We start from the raw sequence: 15,338 nt of genomic DNA, 5'->3' as shown, positions 1-15,338 counted from the left end.
TCAGCTAGCTTCCATTCAAGTTTACCTGTCTAATTTTCGGAGAAGTGCTGCATCCATCACAATTGGGTTGTTAATATGTTGAAGAAACGGCCAGTTTGGAATTTTGCTCCACGAATACAAGTTGAAAAGAATAATGCTATGCTGTTCGATAACAGCGACCTTCAACGCCAATAACAAAAAACCACCAGAGCGTCATCACCTTCGGGGGCAACTATGGAAATTCCAGAACTCATATCCTTACAAAACGCCCCATTTCAGGAGATTTCCATTGTGATGGCGGCGGCGCTGGGTTGTGGCCTACTGATCGGATTAGAACGCGAACGTAACAAGCAAAAAGAAAATAATATCAGCTTTGCCGGACTGCGCTCTTTTGCCATCTGTGCAGTACTGGGTGCCCTGTGTTTCCTGTTTGGTATTGCCACCGGGATCGCAGGTGCCTTGATTATCGGCGGGATCAGTCTAGTTTCACTGGTCAAGAGCCAACCAGATGATCCAGGGGTCACCACAGAACTGGCCTTTATTAGTACTTATTTTATTGGGGCTTTATGTCTGTGGAATATTCCGGTGGCTGCCAGTTTGTCAGTCGTGCTGACCATTCTGCTCATGGGCAAACAGTCCATGCATGGCATTGCAGGACAATGGATTACCGAAGCGGAATTACGGGATGGCATTATTCTGCTGGCACTAGTTCTGATTGCCTTACCGCTGATTCCGAATACCCCACTTTGGGGGCCGGTGCTCAACCCCTATCTGTTATTAAAATTGCTGAGCTTGATCTTAGCTGTTCAAGCACTAGCACATTTGGCTAAACGCTTGTTGTCCTCCAATCATGCTTTAATGCTCTCCTCCTTAGCTTCTGGTTTCGTGTCCAGTACTGCGCTGATCGCCAGTTTAGGTCTAGAAGTCCGTGATGGTCGAGCCAATCCGGTGATTAATGCTGGCGCAGCCTTGATGTCCTGTGTTGCGACCTTGGTTCAACTGCTCATCGTGGTCGGGGGAACCAGTATCGCTTGGCTCAAGGTAATTATTTTACCAACGCTGCTTGCCATACTCATTCTGGCCTTTTGGTCAGCTTGGTTGATGCGTAAGGCTCCAGCCTCTGAGGCTGCTGTCAATCTGGATACACGCATGTTTAGCCTGAAAGAGGCCGCCATCATTGCCAGTGCCTTAACGCTAATCCAAGCCGGTGTCTACGGACTTAGCCTGTTACTGGGTGATGCTGGGCTATTAGCCGGTACATTACTGGCAGCATTGTTTGAAATTCATGCGGCGATCGCAGCCGTTGTTGCCCAAGGCGAACCGCACAGCGCACAAAGTTCAACCTTACTGTTCGCGCTGATGCTGGGTCTGAGTGCACATGCGGTAGCCAAAAGCATTAATGCCTGGATTTCTGGCGGTTTACGCTATGCACTGGCTTTTATCCCCGCGCAACTGCTGCATATGGCGATTTTGGTGGGGTTGCTATGGACCATGACTGAATTTTTTTAACAGGAAAACTCCCTATTCAGCCAAATGCAATCCTACGATACACACCTGTTGCTGCTGCACCTGGAAACTAACATCCAAGTCAGCAAAACGCATTTTATACAGGCGTTTTGGATCATCCTGATAGGCAGGTCGCGGATCCAAGGCAAGCACCTGCTGCAACTCATCTACCAGTTGTATTGTGATCCTCTGCTGCTGCAAAGCAAGCTGTTTCTGACCCTCTGCCTGTTCTGACCAAATGACCTGTTTACGTGTTGGCTCATCCTGTGCGTAGCCACTTTCTGCGTCCACAATTGCATCGGAATATTGAATATAGGGTTTGATATCCAAAATCGGGGTACCATCCAGTAAATCACTGCCCATGACATAGACCCGAACCGACTTACCGATTTTTTTGACCTCTTTGAGCTGAACCACAGACAATCCAATCGGTGCTGGGCGATACATGCTTCGGGTGGCAAATACCCCGATTTTGCGATTCCCGCCTAAACGCGGTGGACGTACTTGTGGACGGAATTTGTCTCGCTGCTGATTTTTATTGTCATGAAACTGCCAAACCAGCCATAAATGGCTAAAGGCTTCAATCCCTTCAAAAGCCAGCAGATCATTATAGGGTTCAGCCATTTCGATATAGGACTCGACCTGAACCAAATTGGGCTGGCGCGGGATTCCAAATTTCTCACGATAAGGTGATTTCATATGACCAATTATGGGCAGCGTGAGTTCTGACTTCATCACTTTTTCTGATAAACACAATTAAATATATTCAGTTTATAGACAATGATTTTAGATTAGAATAGCAACCTGTTCTAATTTGATAACTTATTGAGACCTTTAATGGCTGCATTTAACGTCGAAAAGATTACTCACGTACACCACTGGAATGACACTTTATTCAGTTTTAAAACCACTCGTGACCAGAGCCTGCGTTTTAAGAATGGTCAGTTTGTGATGATTGGACTTGAAGTCAATGGCAAGCCATTAATGCGTGCTTACTCAATTGCCAGTGCCAATTACGAAGAAGAACTCGAATTCTTCTCGATCAAGGTTCAAGATGGTCCATTGACCTCTATCTTGCAAAAAGTACAAGTGGGCGATGAGATTTTAGTATCTCGCAAACCGACAGGAACGTTGGTTCTTGATGACTTGTTGCCAGGCAAAAACCTTTGGTTATTGTCTTCAGGTACAGGTCTGGCACCATTTTTGTCAATCATCCGTGATCCGGAAACTTATGAACGCTTTGAAAAAGTGATCGTGGTTCACGGTACGCGCTTTATCTCAGAATTGGCTTATCAAGACCTGATCCTGAACGAACTGCCAAACAACGAATTCTTCCAGGAATTAGGTATTCAAGACAAATTGGTATATTACCCAACTGTGACACGTGAGCCATTTAAAACTCAGGGCCGTTTAACTGCGTTGATTGAATCGGGCCAAATCTTTAAAGATCTAGGCTTACCAGCGTTCAACCGTGAAGATGACCGTGCAATGCTGTGTGGTAGCCCACACTTCCTACGCGATGTTGCAGGTTTACTCGATCAGCATGGTTTGAAAGAATCACCACGTATGGGTGAAATGGGTGATTACGTCATCGAACGTGCTTTCGTTGAAAAATAATTGATCCGATTACAGACCACCTTTTAGTGCATCGGGGCCTACGGGCCTCGATTTTTTTGACCTCGATTTGGCACAATCTAATTAAAATTTAAGGTAATTTTTAAAGTATCATTGAGATAAATCGATACTGAGCATCTGGCTTAAACCGATTATTTACTGTATTTATCATGCAATTAACATGAACTTGATTTAAGCTCTAAAACACAACACGCTTAACCCTATTTGAAAAAATAGCTCGGAGAATGGTCTAATTCCGAGTAAAAACGTGGGAATGGTAAGCTAATAGAAAGAACGAATAGGAACAAAGCATGAATATCGAACGCCATAAACAATTCTTGCTACGAAAGGAACGTATTCTGGATGTTGCTGAAAACTTGTTACTCGAAAACAATCAGCAAATTACACTAGATGAATTGGTTATTGAATTAGATATTGCCAAAGGCACCTTATACAAACATTTTAAAAGTAAAAATGAGCTGTTGCTTGAACTGATTATCCGCAACGAAGAGAACATTCTGGCGCTGTCTAAAAAGTACAATAATGACTTCAAGGTGTATGTACCGCAGTATATGCTGCATCATCTGCTGGCTCCTGAACGCACCATCTTGCTACACCAGATTGAAGAGAACCTGACCATGACTGAGTCCTCTTTAAATCACCTGTTTGACAAACTGTATCAGATTCGCCAAGATCGTATTTTAGCCATCAAAGACATGACTGAAGTGTATTTAAAAGCGCATGATAGTCCCATTTCCATCCGTGACTACCACTCTTATATCTGGTCATTAACCTATGGTGCCTGCCTACTGCTCAATTCCAGTTTTTATCAACGCTCCATTGGCTCGCGGAAAAAAATGATCAATCTGTATGTCAATCAGGCACTATCCTTACCGACACATCACTTTAGTCTGGATGATGATTGGCCAGCCCCATCTTTAATACCCGACCATACATAGTCTTATACAGAATCGGGGGTAAACCCCGATTTTTTCATGATCTTACTTGCTGTTAAATTATCCTTTATTAGCCGAGATATTACACTTTCACGCTCAGATTCATCGCCTTAGCTCCCATTCCAAACCAATTGAACCCATAATTCCGAGTGTTTTAGTAGGTTGTACCCAAGACTTGAAATCCTTAAAATAATCCCCTATTTTTTCCCTGTCTTTAGCTCAAGCGGCGACCAACATGCAAACTGAACTTCTCTCTCCTGCTGGCTCCCTAAAAAACATGCGTTATGCCTTTGCTTATGGTGCAGATGCGGTGTATGCGGGTCAGCCACGTTATAGCTTACGTGTACGTAACAATGAATTTGACCATGACAACCTGCAAATTGGCATTAACGAAGCCCATGCTCTAGGTAAAAAATTCTATGTCGTGGTCAACATCCAGCCACACAACAGCAAACTGAAAAACTTTATCCGTGATCTGGAACCCGTAGTTGCAATGGGACCGGATGCCCTGATCATGTCTGACCCGGGTCTGATCATGATGGTTCGTGAAGCATTCCCTGACATGCCGATTCACCTTTCCGTACAAGCCAATGCGGTGAACTGGGCCACGGTCAAATTCTGGAAAAGTTATGGCCTAACACGTGTCATCTTGTCGCGCGAATTATCGATTGAAGAAATCGAAGAAATTCACCAGCACGTGCCCGACATCGAAATCGAAGTGTTTGTGCATGGTGCACTATGCATGGCTTACTCTGGCCGCTGCCTGTTGTCTGGCTACATGAACAAACGCGATGCCAACCAGGGCGCGTGTACCAATGCCTGCCGTTGGGAATACAAGATTCACGAAGCCAAAGAAGATGAAACTGGCGACGTGATTCCCGTGACCCAAGTCGAAGAAAAACAAGGCTGTTGCTCAAGCGAAAATGATCAACACCAGTTTGATGAACCAGTGCTGTTACAACGCAATGATGAAGACATGTTCGCCGCTGAAGAAGATGAACATGGCACTTACTTTATGAACTCAAAAGACTTGCGTGCCGTTCAGCACGTCGAACGTCTAACCCAGATGGGCATTGCTTCACTGAAAATTGAAGGCCGTACCAAGTCCTATTTCTACTGCGCACGTACTGCACAAATCTACCGCAAGGCGATTGATGATGCGCTGGCAGGCCGTCCATTTGATCCAAGTCTGATGACACAACTCGAAGGTCTAGCCAACCGTGGTTATACCGAAGGTTTCTTGCGTCGTCATGTGCACAGTGAATATCAAAACTACGAAACCGGTTCTTCGCGTTTTGATTTCCAACAGTTCTGCGGTGAAGTATTAGAACGCAATGGTGATTACATTAAAATCGATGTGAAAAACCGTTTTGTGGTCGGAGATTCTTTGGAATTGATGACCCCACAGGGCAATATCACCTTTATCTTAACTGAAATACGCGATAAAAAAGGCAATTCAATCGATGATGCCAAAGGTTCTGGTCATATCGTGGAAATTCCAATGCCACAGGATGTCGATATCAACTATGCTTTGCTGATCCGTAACTTGCCAGATTCTAAAGAAAGCATCACTGCTTCCTCGCTGGCTTATAATGCAGGTGCATAATGGCCTTATTGATTACGGATGCCTGTATCAACTGTGACATGTGCCTGCCAGAATGTCCGAACACGGCCATTTTTGAAGGCTCTAAAGTCTACGAAATTGATCCGGCACGTTGTACAGAGTGTGTCGGTTTTTATGAAGAACCAACCTGTATGGCCGTCTGTCCAATCGATTGCATCATTAAAGACCCTGAACATATCGAGAATCGGGAACAGTTAATGGAAAAATTTAACAGCCTCAACTTGTTCACTAAATAAATCCTCGCATAAAAAAGGAGGGTTGAAGGTGTTATCCATTCAACCCTCTAAAGAGGATAATGCATATCAAGATGAAGGAAGTTTGCTTCCTTCATCTTTTTTTATTGCTTATTGCCCATTACGGATAATGTAATCAAAAGCAGAGAGAGAAGCCTTCGCACCTTCACCAGTCGCAATGATGATCTGTTTGTATGGCACTGTGGTACAGTCACCTGCAGCAAACACCCCTTTTACATTGGTTTCATTGCGCTCATTAATCACAATCTCACCACGGCTGTTCAGTTCCACCACTTCTTTCAGGAATTCGGTGTTTGGTAATAATCCGATCTGAACGAAAATCCCGGCCAAGACAATTTCATGTTCTGTACCTGTTGTACGGTCCTGATAACGGAGTGCCGTCACCTGGCTGCCATCACCGACGACTTCCGTGGTCAAGGCTGATTTGATTACCGTGGTATTTGGCAAGCTGTTTAACTTGTCCTGTAATACCTGATCGGCACGCAAAGTATCCGAGAATTCGAGCAGGGTGACATGTTCTACAATCCCGGCCAAATCAATTGCCGCTTCTACGCCTGAATTCCCCCCTCCAATCACCGCAACACGTTTACCTTTAAACAGTGGACCATCACAGTGTGGGCAGTAAGCCACACCACGAGTACGGTATTCCGCTTCACCCGGGACATTCATTTCTCTCCAGCGTGCACCGGTTGAGAGAATAACGGTTTTCGATTCAAGTTTCGCACCATTTTCCAGCTCCACTTGCACCAGACCATTCGCTGTTTTGTCTGCACCGACCAAATGTTTCACTCGTTGCAGGCTCATGATGTCCACACCATATTCACGAACGTGTTCTTCCATGGCTGCGGCAAATTTTGGACCCTGGGTTTTCTGGATGGAAGTGAAGTTTTCAATGTCCATGGTGTCCATGACCTGACCACCCAAACGCTCCGCCACAATGCCGGTTTTGATGCCTTTACGTGCGGCATAGATGGCAGCGGTATTGCCTGCAGGGCCGCCACCAATCACCAGCACATCAAACGCGTCTTTGGCATTGAGCCTTTCTGCATCTTTTGCGGCTGAGTTGCTGTCCAGTTTGGCAATGATTTCTTCCAGCGTCATACGACCTTGACCGATATGCTGGTTGTCCTGGAATAGCATTGGAACCGCCATGATTTTGCGTTCTTCAACTTCCTCCTGGAAGAAAGCCCCATCAATCATGGTCGCTGTGGTACCCGGGTTGTAGATGGCGATCAGGTTTAATGCCTGCACCACGTCCGGACAGTTATGACAGCTGAGTGAGACAAACACGTCAAAGTCAGCTTTCAGGTTCAGCCCTTTAATCTGGGCTAGAACTTCATCAGACACTTTTGGCGCATAACCGGAAACTTGCAACAAGGCGAGAATCAATGAGGTAAACTCGTGTCCCATTGGTAAACCGGCAAAGTTCACGCGGGGCTGTTCACCAGCCTTGGCAATGCCGAAACTTGGACGACGGCTGTTTTGACCGTCAAAGCGAGCAGTTACCTGATCGGACAAGGCCGCAATTTCTTCCACCAGTTCTTTGATTTTGACGGCTTTGTCGGAGTCATCGAGAGAAGCCACCAGTTCGATTGGGCCTTGTAAACGTTGTAATAAAGTTTTCAGTTGTGCTGTAGTGTTCTGATCTAACATGTTTTTCTCCAAAGCAGCCAAGTTCAATTCAATAAAGCTATCATAGGCTGAATGAAAAAATAGATAAAACAGTTTATTTTTATAAAATTGATCGGATTATAAAATTAGAGTTCCTAAGATCTCACCTCTAAGGCTCATTGATGGCAACTTTCGGCATTTCGAGAGGCCACCAGCTTATCGCTTACGACAATTGTTGGTAGAAAACTGGCACCATCTTTTAAGGTTCAAAATTAAGACAGGATAATCGGATTAGCTAAATACCTGTTGCTGAAGTCTTTGCAGAATCTTGTTAAAGAGTTGATAGGAAATAGTTTAAAACTTGGCTAAATATTTCCACCATAGCTAAATTCTTTAAAAATGCGTAACACTCTCCTATTCCAAAAACTTTAACAGACCTCTAAACAGACAAAAAAATACGATCAAGCAGCTAAGATCACTCCGTTTACTCTTTAGTCGGTTGGGTAAGGATCAGCTCATTCTTTAAGTATGTGCTCTGAGAGTTGCTCCCCTGCATACATAGATTCTCAATAAAAAAGCCCCATTCATAGGGGCCCATTAGTGAAAAAACTACAGATAATCACCTTCTCGTTCAGGCTGATATAAAACCCGAATCACTTTAATCTGCATGAGATGACCATCCGGTTGTGGCCATTCAATTTCCTGCCCTTCACTCAAACCTAAAATCGCAGCACCCACTGGAGCCAGAATATTCACCTGTCCTTTTTCACCACGAAAATCATGTGGGTAAACCAGATGAATTTCTGTCGATTCAGTGGAGGGGGCAATATTGATTAACACTTTGGCATTCATCGTGACCACATTTTTTGGCATGTCTTGTGGTTTCATCACTTCAGCTCGTGCCAGCTCCTCTTCCAAATGAATGACCGTCGGGGTGAGTTTGGACTGCGATTCCAGCATTGTTTGTAACCGTTCCAGATCCTGCTGGGACACAATAATCGAAGGTTTGACCATGCTTCTAATCCTTTTATCCTTATTAAGATGTGCTATTTCATTGTGAATAAAGTATTTATCTTTAAAATTAGATTTAACCTGTATTGCCCTCAAAGTACAGCTTCAAATATGTATCAGCTTTATTAGAAAAACCTGGCATTCAAGCCAATAACACATCGAATTTTTGATCTTTTATGCTTTATTCGGCATATGTGCGGACTGAAGACAATAGATGAGACATAAAAAAAGGTCTGGCAAGCCAGACCTTTGCTTGTTTAATACAAATTATTTTGCATAAACAGGGAATTTTGCACAAACTGCTTCAACTTTTGCTTTTACAGCAGCAATCACAGCTTCGTCACCTTTGCTGTCTAAGATATCTGCCATCCAGCCTGCAAGTTCACGCACTTCCGCTTCACCAAAGCCACGAGTCGTTACTGCTGGTGTACCTACACGGATACCAGAAGTCACAAATGGAGAGCGTGGATCGTTTGGTACAGAGTTTTTATTGACAGTAATATGTGCTGCGCCTAACCATGCATCAGCATCTTTACCTGTAATGTCTTGCTTGATTAAAGATAACAAGAACAAGTGGTTTGACGTACCACCAGAAACAACATCATAACCACGGTCAATGAAGACTTGCGCCATAGTTTGCGCGTTTTTCACAACCTGTTGTTGGTAAGCTTTGAAATCATCAGACATTGCTTCTTTGAAGCAGATAGCTTTTGCTGCAATCGCGTGCATCAAAGGACCACCTTGGTTGCCTGGGAATACAGCAGATTGTAATTTCTTCTCGATTTCTTCGTTGGCTTTCGCAAGGATCAAACCAGAACGTGGACCACGAAGAGTTTTGTGAGTCGTTGTTGTGGTTACATCAGCGATTTGTACTGGGTTTGGATAAACGCCAGCTGCAACCAAACCAGCAACGTGTGCCATATCCACAAACAGGTAAGCACCTACTTTATCCGCGATATCACGGAAACGTTGCCAATCAACAACACGGCTGTAAGCAGAGAAACCAGCAACGATCATGCGTGGCTTGTGCTCAAGTGCAAGACGTTCAACTTCTTCGTAGTCGATTTCGCCAGTTTCAGGGTTTAAACCGTATTGAACAGCGTTATAAGTTTTACCAGAGAAGCTGACTTTTGCACCGTGAGTCAAGTGACCACCGTGTGCCAAGCTCATACCCAAAACAGTATCGCCCGGATTTAAAAGCGCAAGGTAAACAGCAGAGTTCGCTTGAGAACCCGCATGTGGTTGTACGTTTGCGTAATCCGCACCAAAAAGTTCTTTTGCACGGTCAATCGCCAATTGCTCAATAACATCTACATATTCGCAACCGCCATAGTAGCGTTTGCCAGGATAACCTTCTGCATATTTGTTAGTGAGTTTTGATCCTTGAGCTTCCATCACTGCTGGTGAGCAGTAGTTTTCAGAGGCAATTAGCTCGATGTGCGCTTCTTGGCGCTCACCTTCAGCAGCAATGGCTTGAGCTAATTCTGGATCAAATTCAGAAATAGAGATATTGGCAAACATTCGCGAGGTCCTATCAATTAGGGCTTTTTTAGCCGTGCTATGATTGCGGAATATTGTAGCATGAACTTTGAAATTAAACAGAATGAACTTTGTTCAGTTTCAGATAAAAATCGCTCATCCAGAGCCAATCAGCAACAAACTTTTAATATTTTTAAGTGTGGATTCAATCCATTGTTGCGTTCTTAAAATAACCCGCTTCTGGCACCCATCCCTGCCGAATGCAGTGAATAAAAAATTGACTCTATATAAAGTGACTCACGTAAAGGTTATCCAGCTTCTCAATCTAAAGTCCGGAATTTTCTTTCCATGCGCTTTGTTTTAGCATATCAAGCAAAATAACATTTTAACTAGACCATAATGCTCGCTTTTATCTGCTTAATACTAGGGATTTTTATCGGCTACACGATTTGCCGGGCACAGTATCGAACATCAAAAACACCCGTCAAAACCCTGTACCGTTATCAAACACCTTTGACCCAGCAACAACGGCTATATCTGAAAAGTTTTCATCAATCGGATAGTGACCGTATCCGTGAACTCAACTTGTTAAGTGCAAATCAAAGTATTTTTCTACGCTTACTGAAACAGACTTTTTCAGTAGATGAAATTGCGATTAAACAGCAACGTTTCATCGTATTAGATCAAGACAAAATGCCTTACGCCATTTTTGAATATCGTGAGGGACATCAACCCAGCAAATTGGTGGATCAGGAAGATGGCTTGCCCCTTTTTCTATATAAAGGCCTGCTGTCGAGTGATGCACTCAAACAGGATTATCATCAACTACATAAGGTTAAAATATAGAAAATGGCACAATAAAGACGCTTTTAGATTTGTTTGCAACGTCGTGAAATGCTAGATTGAGCCAACTTTTTTGCCCGCCTGGAATACCGTCATGCACGCAATTATTCTCGATACTGAAACCCATACCTTGAATGGCCTTCCTATTGAGATTGCTTATGCACCGATTGAAATCAGCGAAGGTAAATTAAGCCTAGACAAACAGCAAATGTTTGATCAACTTTATAGTGTGAATGAGCCGATTTCTTATGCGGCTATGGCCGTCCATCATATTTTAGAGTCGGATTTGGTCGATCAACCGGATTATCACAGCTTCGAATTACCGGAAAATACCAGTTATATTATTGGCCACAATGTTGATTATGATATTCGAGCGATTGAAAAATGTGGTGTAGATACCTCCCACATTAAAGCGATTTGTACCCTCGCACTGGCTCGTCGAGTGTGGCCTGAGGCGGATGCACATAATATCTCGGCATTGATTTATATGATCAGTAAAGGGAGTCCCAAAGCGCGTGAATTATTAAAAGGGGCTCATCGTGCTGATGCCGATATCATGCTGACCGCTAATATTTTGATGCACATCATTTACCATTTAAATATTCAAACCATCGAACAGCTTTATTTAGCTTCGGAAGATGCCCGTATTCCGCGCACGCTGAATTTTGGTAAATATAAAGGTTATGCAATCAGTGAATTGCCGGATGATTATGTGCGCTGGTTATTACGTCAGGAGGATCTTGATGTTTATTTGCGCAAAGCTTTAGAAAATAATCTGAATTAAGTCACAATCATCGGATTTGTAACATTTTATTCATATTAGTGTCATTATCGGCGCTTATCTTAACCTTAATTTATTGTGGGGAGATAAATTAAGGCATGTTGAACTACTATAAAACCGAATTGGGCATTGAAGCCATACAACAACGTTCTCGGGAATTAAACGCACGTCAACGTCGTCTACTGGTGGTTATTGGTACTGAAGCTTTTGATTTACTCAGCGATTCCCATAAGGAGCGCTTAGCACCGCCAGAGCTGCTCGAACAGCTACAGGATATGGGCCTCATTGTGCCTGCAACTGTAGATGAAATGGCCAATCCAGATGAGGCTAACGTGAGTGTTTCTGAAATTCAAGTATCTAACTCAACACTTGAACAAAATAGTAGCCCTACTGCTAGTGCTGCCAATAATAACCAACCCATTCAAACTTCACTCGGCCATGCAGCAGACGAGCAAGATGAGCTCAGCTTAGAAGCGCTCAGCTTTGAAGAAATCAAACAGTTAATGGCGCAATTGCTCTCTCAGTACTGTGGTCTGATGGCCAAACAACTTTCACTGAAAATCCAAAGTGCAGAAGATTTGCGCAGCCTGAAATTATGTCAGATGCAATGGATTACCTGCTTGCAGGAAAGCCGGATCTCTCCACAGCAATTGAACCTTGCATTACAGCAGATCAATTTTTCTTTGCAGCAACTTCAACGCTCCTGAATAGATTAGAGTTAATTGATGTTGCATGATTGATAAAAACGCTTAAAAAAGCCGAATAAAAACAATAATAATTTAAAAAATAAAAATAAAATCAATAAATTACTTAATAAAAATAATCACCTTACATTTTTTTCATAACAATAATTACCACTTTAGCGTTATGGCGATAATTCACAATAAGCGCCATATAACATCTTTTTATGGGAGGATGTATATGGCCACAGCGCATTTTATTAAATTTGACCCAGCAGATAATCCAATGCAATTGAGCAAAATCGGCAATTGGGTTATGACTTATCTCAGTCCCGAAGATGAACTGGTCAATATCCGTCTAGCCTTTACCACAATATTACCGCAACACATCAGTGAACATTTACAACCTCTCAGGATTTGTATTGCGAAAGCTGATGCTGACAACCATTGGCGGATTGAGAATATTGAATGCTACGATAGCCAGCAAGGCAAAGATGTCCATTTTCATGCTGATGACGCTATCGGTCAGTTAGTTCTTGATAAACTCTTTCATGAATTTGACCACTATGATATTCCCCTCACCCTGATCCGATCTTCCACTTAAGCTCACAGCATCGTGAGCTTTGTTTTCTAAATGACTTCGGAAAACCCTTGGATTACGGATGGACAAGCGCCTGTAATAAGTAAGCGGGCACACGATGATCCCTAAGATCAGCTTCAGCGATTAGAATCGAGCCTTCCATACTTAAATGATTGGCATCGAAATATAAAGGTTTATTGTGGAGATATGGCGAACAAAAGCCATTTGAGCAAATGCGTTCACGCAGACTCAAAACCTGCACATTCGGATAATGTGCTGCTAGCTCAACAAGGATCTGATTGGCTTTCTGTTCAGCCTTGAATGGATAGCCTTCGCGCTTGCCACATTGAATAAAGGGCATGCGGATACTTTTTTCTTGGCATTGAAGATCATACGTCGGGAAAACCGGTACTTTACTCGCTAGAATGACCTGCTGGCCAGATTGGGAAAAATCACGCAGCATATTTGCCAGATCTTGCCTAAATTGCTGTTCACCCGCCAAAGTCAAATAATTATTCCAGCTCCCCCCAATAAATAAGGTCTTGTATTGAGCTGCAACTGCCCGAATTTTACGGTTATAAGCCTGGCAACTCGTGACCTGATTCGCTGCAGCATAAGTACCGATGACATTTTCTGCAAATGGCGCACAAGCACTATGCGTATAGTTTTGAAATGAACCACCGCGAGTTTCCACGATTTCTTTCAGATAACCCACATAATGTGCCGCATTTGAATCCCCGATGAGCAAAAAGTGGGGCGAAGGAGCCGTACCGATCTTACAACGCTGCTGATCAAAAACTTGCTCGTCAAATACAGCCATCTGGCAGTTAAACGCATAAGCATTCGCGGGTAAAGAGTTCGGTGCCAATTGTTGTAATTGTGCATTAAAGCGCTGAGTCCCCTGAGCCTGCAAAGTTCCCTGTTGCTGAATTACCCAAACGGATAACGCGACAATGCCCGTGAAAACCATTGCGATCAGCCAGTAACTCTTGTTTAACTGGGTTGGATTCCTAAAAGGCTTTTCTACCGCGTAATAAGAAAATAACGTCAGCATGACAATCAACAGCAGGCTGATCACCGCAAGTTGGGGATTCATCTCAGCATAGGCATAGCGCATAAATGCCAACACCGGCCAATGCCACAAATACAGTGAAAATGAAATTAGACCGATAAAGACCACGGGCTGAATCGCAAGTCCAGCGTTAATCCGATTCTTTTCATGCGTCCCCGCCAAGATAAACAAAGCTGCACCAAAGGTGGGAATCAAGGCACTCCAGCCTGGGAAATTCATCGATTTATCAAACGTGATACTTGCGTAAATAATCAGCCCCAAGCCAAATACGGAGGCCAAATGATAAATGGCTAAAGGTAATTTTTTCAGCTGAGTAGAAAGCAGGTACGCTAGCGTTCCGACCAACAGCTCTCCGGCTCTCGCCGGCAACATATAATAGGAAAAGGACGGATTAAGCTTGAGATAATATTCACTCAAAGCAAAAGACCATAGAGCAAGTAAAATCGTACACAGCCACAACCAGCCAAGACGCTTCATTTTTGCCAGCACAAAAATTAACAGCGGCCAGATCAAATAAAACTGTTCCTCCACGCCCAGCGACCAAGTATGCAATAAAGGCAGCGTATCTGAGGTCGGCGCGAAATAATCAGTTCGAATTCCTTGTAAAAAATACAGATTGGATACGGAAAATAAGGCAGCTAATCCAGATTTGGCGACCAACAACCCATCCGTGGGCGTATAAAAGGCACTACAGACGGCAACCGTGATGCCAACACAAAATAAGGTAGCTGGAATAATCCGTCGAATACGGCGCAGATAAAAGTCACTAAAACTAAAGCGCTGCTCTGCAATCGCGGGAATCAGGATACTACTGATCAAAAAACCCGAGATGACAAAAAAGACATCAACCCCGACAAAGCCCCCCGGCAGCCAATCTTTCGAAAAGTGATAAATCACCACACTTAACACGGCAATCGCACGCAAGGCATCAATATCACGACGATATTTTTTCTCGTGCTGGGGCTGACTTCTCATTGTCGTGGCGATCCTATGACATTTTCATTGAACAAGTTTTAAACCGTTAGATGGCTATTGCGCACAAATAGAGGCTTTTCACCCATTGCGATGGAATAATCATAAACTTGTAGAGATGAGCGATTAAAGCAATTTTGCAAGCGTCTTTTTATTATTTTATCTTTTAATTTCATTAACTTATGAAAATGGTGCGGTCAGCGGGAATCGAACCCACGACCCCAGGCTTCGGAAACCTGTACTCTATCCAACTGAGCTATGACCGCATTTTGTGGCACATCATAACAAAAAAAACTGCAAGGTAAAGCATATTCATTTCTGTCAGTGCATTTAATGTTTATGCTTTAAACAAATCCTGAAGATCGTTTTTTCCATT

General features: G+C 43.4%; 14 protein-coding genes and 1 tRNA gene. 9 read left to right on the top strand and 6 right to left on the bottom strand.

The window, feature by feature from the left end; all coding sequences use genetic code 11:
- The first annotated feature begins 213 nt into the window (after positions 1–213).
- On the top strand, positions 214–1,488 hold the full coding sequence (locus tag PAE54_RS08605) for an MgtC/SapB family protein (protein ID WP_326519126.1): 1,275 nt from the start codon (positions 214–216) through the stop codon (positions 1,486–1,488).
- A gap of 12 nt (positions 1,489–1,500) precedes the next feature.
- On the opposite strand, the gene tsaA is transcribed toward PAE54_RS08605, so the two are convergent.
- Positions 1,501–2,220 carry a tRNA (N6-threonylcarbamoyladenosine(37)-N6)-methyltransferase TrmO gene (gene tsaA, locus PAE54_RS08600; protein ID WP_326519125.1) on the bottom strand — a complete coding sequence of 240 codons (720 nt, stop codon included), beginning with the start codon at positions 2,218–2,220 and terminating at the stop codon, positions 1,501–1,503.
- Between the two features lie 102 nt (positions 2,221–2,322).
- On the opposite strand from tsaA, the gene PAE54_RS08595 reads away from it, so the two are divergent.
- The 4 genes from PAE54_RS08595 to PAE54_RS08580 all read left to right on the top strand — a co-directional run bounded on the left by PAE54_RS08595 (position 2,323) and on the right by PAE54_RS08580 (position 5,915).
- On the top strand, positions 2,323–3,102 hold the full coding sequence (locus PAE54_RS08595) for a ferredoxin--NADP reductase (protein ID WP_273777042.1): 780 nt from the start codon (positions 2,323–2,325) through the stop codon (positions 3,100–3,102).
- Between the two features lie 308 nt (positions 3,103–3,410).
- On the top strand, positions 3,411–4,058 hold the full coding sequence (locus PAE54_RS08590; RefSeq protein ID WP_326519124.1) for a TetR/AcrR family transcriptional regulator: 648 nt from the start codon (positions 3,411–3,413) through the stop codon (positions 4,056–4,058).
- 232 nt (positions 4,059–4,290) lie between these two features.
- Positions 4,291–5,661, top strand: a complete 1,371-nt coding sequence (trhP, locus tag PAE54_RS08585; protein WP_326519123.1) for a prephenate-dependent tRNA uridine(34) hydroxylase TrhP — start codon at positions 4,291–4,293, stop codon at positions 5,659–5,661.
- Positions 5,661–5,915, top strand: a complete 255-nt coding sequence (locus PAE54_RS08580; RefSeq protein WP_326519122.1) for a YfhL family 4Fe-4S dicluster ferredoxin — start codon at positions 5,661–5,663, stop codon at positions 5,913–5,915. Before trhP ends, PAE54_RS08580 begins: the two co-directional genes overlap by 1 nt.
- A gap of 108 nt (positions 5,916–6,023) precedes the next feature.
- Here the strand turns inward: PAE54_RS08580 and ahpF are convergent, their stop codons facing one another.
- The 3 genes from ahpF to glyA all read right to left on the bottom strand — a co-directional run bounded on the left by ahpF (position 6,024) and on the right by glyA (position 10,076).
- Positions 6,024–7,586 carry an alkyl hydroperoxide reductase subunit F gene (gene ahpF / locus PAE54_RS08575; protein WP_326519121.1) on the bottom strand — a complete coding sequence of 521 codons (1,563 nt, stop codon included), beginning with the start codon at positions 7,584–7,586 and terminating at the stop codon, positions 6,024–6,026.
- Between the two features lie 567 nt (positions 7,587–8,153).
- Positions 8,154–8,558: a nucleoside diphosphate kinase regulator gene (rnk, locus tag PAE54_RS08570; RefSeq protein WP_326519120.1), complete on the bottom strand. Its 405-nt coding sequence runs from the start codon at positions 8,556–8,558 to the stop codon at positions 8,154–8,156.
- 264 nt (positions 8,559–8,822) lie between these two features.
- Positions 8,823–10,076, bottom strand: coding sequence for a serine hydroxymethyltransferase (gene glyA, locus PAE54_RS08565; protein WP_273777052.1), 1,254 nt, complete (start codon positions 10,074–10,076; stop codon positions 8,823–8,825).
- Positions 10,077–10,433: 357 nt separating this feature from the next.
- On the opposite strand from glyA, the gene PAE54_RS08560 reads away from it, so the two are divergent.
- The 4 genes from PAE54_RS08560 to PAE54_RS08545 all read left to right on the top strand — a co-directional run bounded on the left by PAE54_RS08560 (position 10,434) and on the right by PAE54_RS08545 (position 12,942).
- Positions 10,434–10,880 (top strand): hypothetical protein, encoded by a 447-nt coding sequence (locus tag PAE54_RS08560; protein ID WP_326519119.1) that lies wholly within the window; start codon positions 10,434–10,436, stop codon positions 10,878–10,880.
- 91 nt (positions 10,881–10,971) lie between these two features.
- Positions 10,972–11,661, top strand: a complete 690-nt coding sequence (locus tag PAE54_RS08555) for a putative quorum-sensing-regulated virulence factor (protein WP_326519118.1) — start codon at positions 10,972–10,974, stop codon at positions 11,659–11,661.
- Positions 11,662–11,756: 95 nt separating this feature from the next.
- Positions 11,757–12,365, top strand: a complete 609-nt coding sequence (locus tag PAE54_RS08550; protein ID WP_326519117.1) for a hypothetical protein — start codon at positions 11,757–11,759, stop codon at positions 12,363–12,365.
- A 214-nt stretch (positions 12,366–12,579) separates the two neighbouring features.
- The gene (locus PAE54_RS08545; protein WP_326519116.1) at positions 12,580–12,942 is read left to right on the top strand and encodes a hypothetical protein; all 363 of its coding nucleotides are present in this window, start codon (positions 12,580–12,582) and stop codon (positions 12,940–12,942) included.
- Positions 12,943–12,994: 52 nt separating this feature from the next.
- Here PAE54_RS08545 and PAE54_RS08540 read toward each other — a convergent pair whose 3' ends face one another.
- Both PAE54_RS08540 and PAE54_RS08535 read right to left on the bottom strand, forming a co-directional pair.
- The gene (locus PAE54_RS08540) at positions 12,995–14,965 is read right to left on the bottom strand and encodes an acyltransferase family protein (RefSeq protein ID WP_326519115.1); all 1,971 of its coding nucleotides are present in this window, start codon (positions 14,963–14,965) and stop codon (positions 12,995–12,997) included.
- A gap of 186 nt (positions 14,966–15,151) precedes the next feature.
- A tRNA-Arg gene (locus tag PAE54_RS08535) sits at positions 15,152–15,228 on the bottom strand.
- Positions 15,229–15,338: the final 110 nt, after the last annotated feature.

The organism is Acinetobacter minutum (genome assembly GCF_035916735.1).
Classification (GTDB): Bacteria; Pseudomonadota; Gammaproteobacteria; order Pseudomonadales; family Moraxellaceae; genus Acinetobacter.
Note: the sequence above shows the minus strand (reverse complement) of the source record. Positions and strands in the feature narration are given on the sequence as shown.

Bases quoted from the DNA above. Each gene is read 5' to 3' on its own strand.
- PAE54_RS08605 (WP_326519126.1), top strand. From the start codon at position 214: ATGGAAATTCCAGAACTCATATCCTTACAAAACGCCCCATTTCAGGAG.
- tsaA (WP_326519125.1), bottom strand. From the start codon at position 2,220: ATGAAGTCAGAACTCACGCTGCCCATAATTGGTCATATGAAATCACCT.
- PAE54_RS08595 (WP_273777042.1), top strand. From the start codon at position 2,323: ATGGCTGCATTTAACGTCGAAAAGATTACTCACGTACACCACTGGAAT.
- PAE54_RS08590 (WP_326519124.1), top strand. From the start codon at position 3,411: ATGAATATCGAACGCCATAAACAATTCTTGCTACGAAAGGAACGTATT.
- trhP (WP_326519123.1), top strand. From the start codon at position 4,291: ATGCAAACTGAACTTCTCTCTCCTGCTGGCTCCCTAAAAAACATGCGT.
- PAE54_RS08580 (WP_326519122.1), top strand. From the start codon at position 5,661: ATGGCCTTATTGATTACGGATGCCTGTATCAACTGTGACATGTGCCTG.
- ahpF (WP_326519121.1), bottom strand. From the start codon at position 7,586: ATGTTAGATCAGAACACTACAGCACAACTGAAAACTTTATTACAACGT.
- rnk (WP_326519120.1), bottom strand. From the start codon at position 8,558: ATGGTCAAACCTTCGATTATTGTGTCCCAGCAGGATCTGGAACGGTTA.
- glyA (WP_273777052.1), bottom strand. From the start codon at position 10,076: ATGTTTGCCAATATCTCTATTTCTGAATTTGATCCAGAATTAGCTCAA.
- PAE54_RS08560 (WP_326519119.1), top strand. From the start codon at position 10,434: ATGCTCGCTTTTATCTGCTTAATACTAGGGATTTTTATCGGCTACACG.
- PAE54_RS08555 (WP_326519118.1), top strand. From the start codon at position 10,972: ATGCACGCAATTATTCTCGATACTGAAACCCATACCTTGAATGGCCTT.
- PAE54_RS08550 (WP_326519117.1), top strand. From the start codon at position 11,757: ATGTTGAACTACTATAAAACCGAATTGGGCATTGAAGCCATACAACAA.
- PAE54_RS08545 (WP_326519116.1), top strand. From the start codon at position 12,580: ATGGCCACAGCGCATTTTATTAAATTTGACCCAGCAGATAATCCAATG.
- PAE54_RS08540 (WP_326519115.1), bottom strand. From the start codon at position 14,965: ATGAGAAGTCAGCCCCAGCACGAGAAAAAATATCGTCGTGATATTGAT.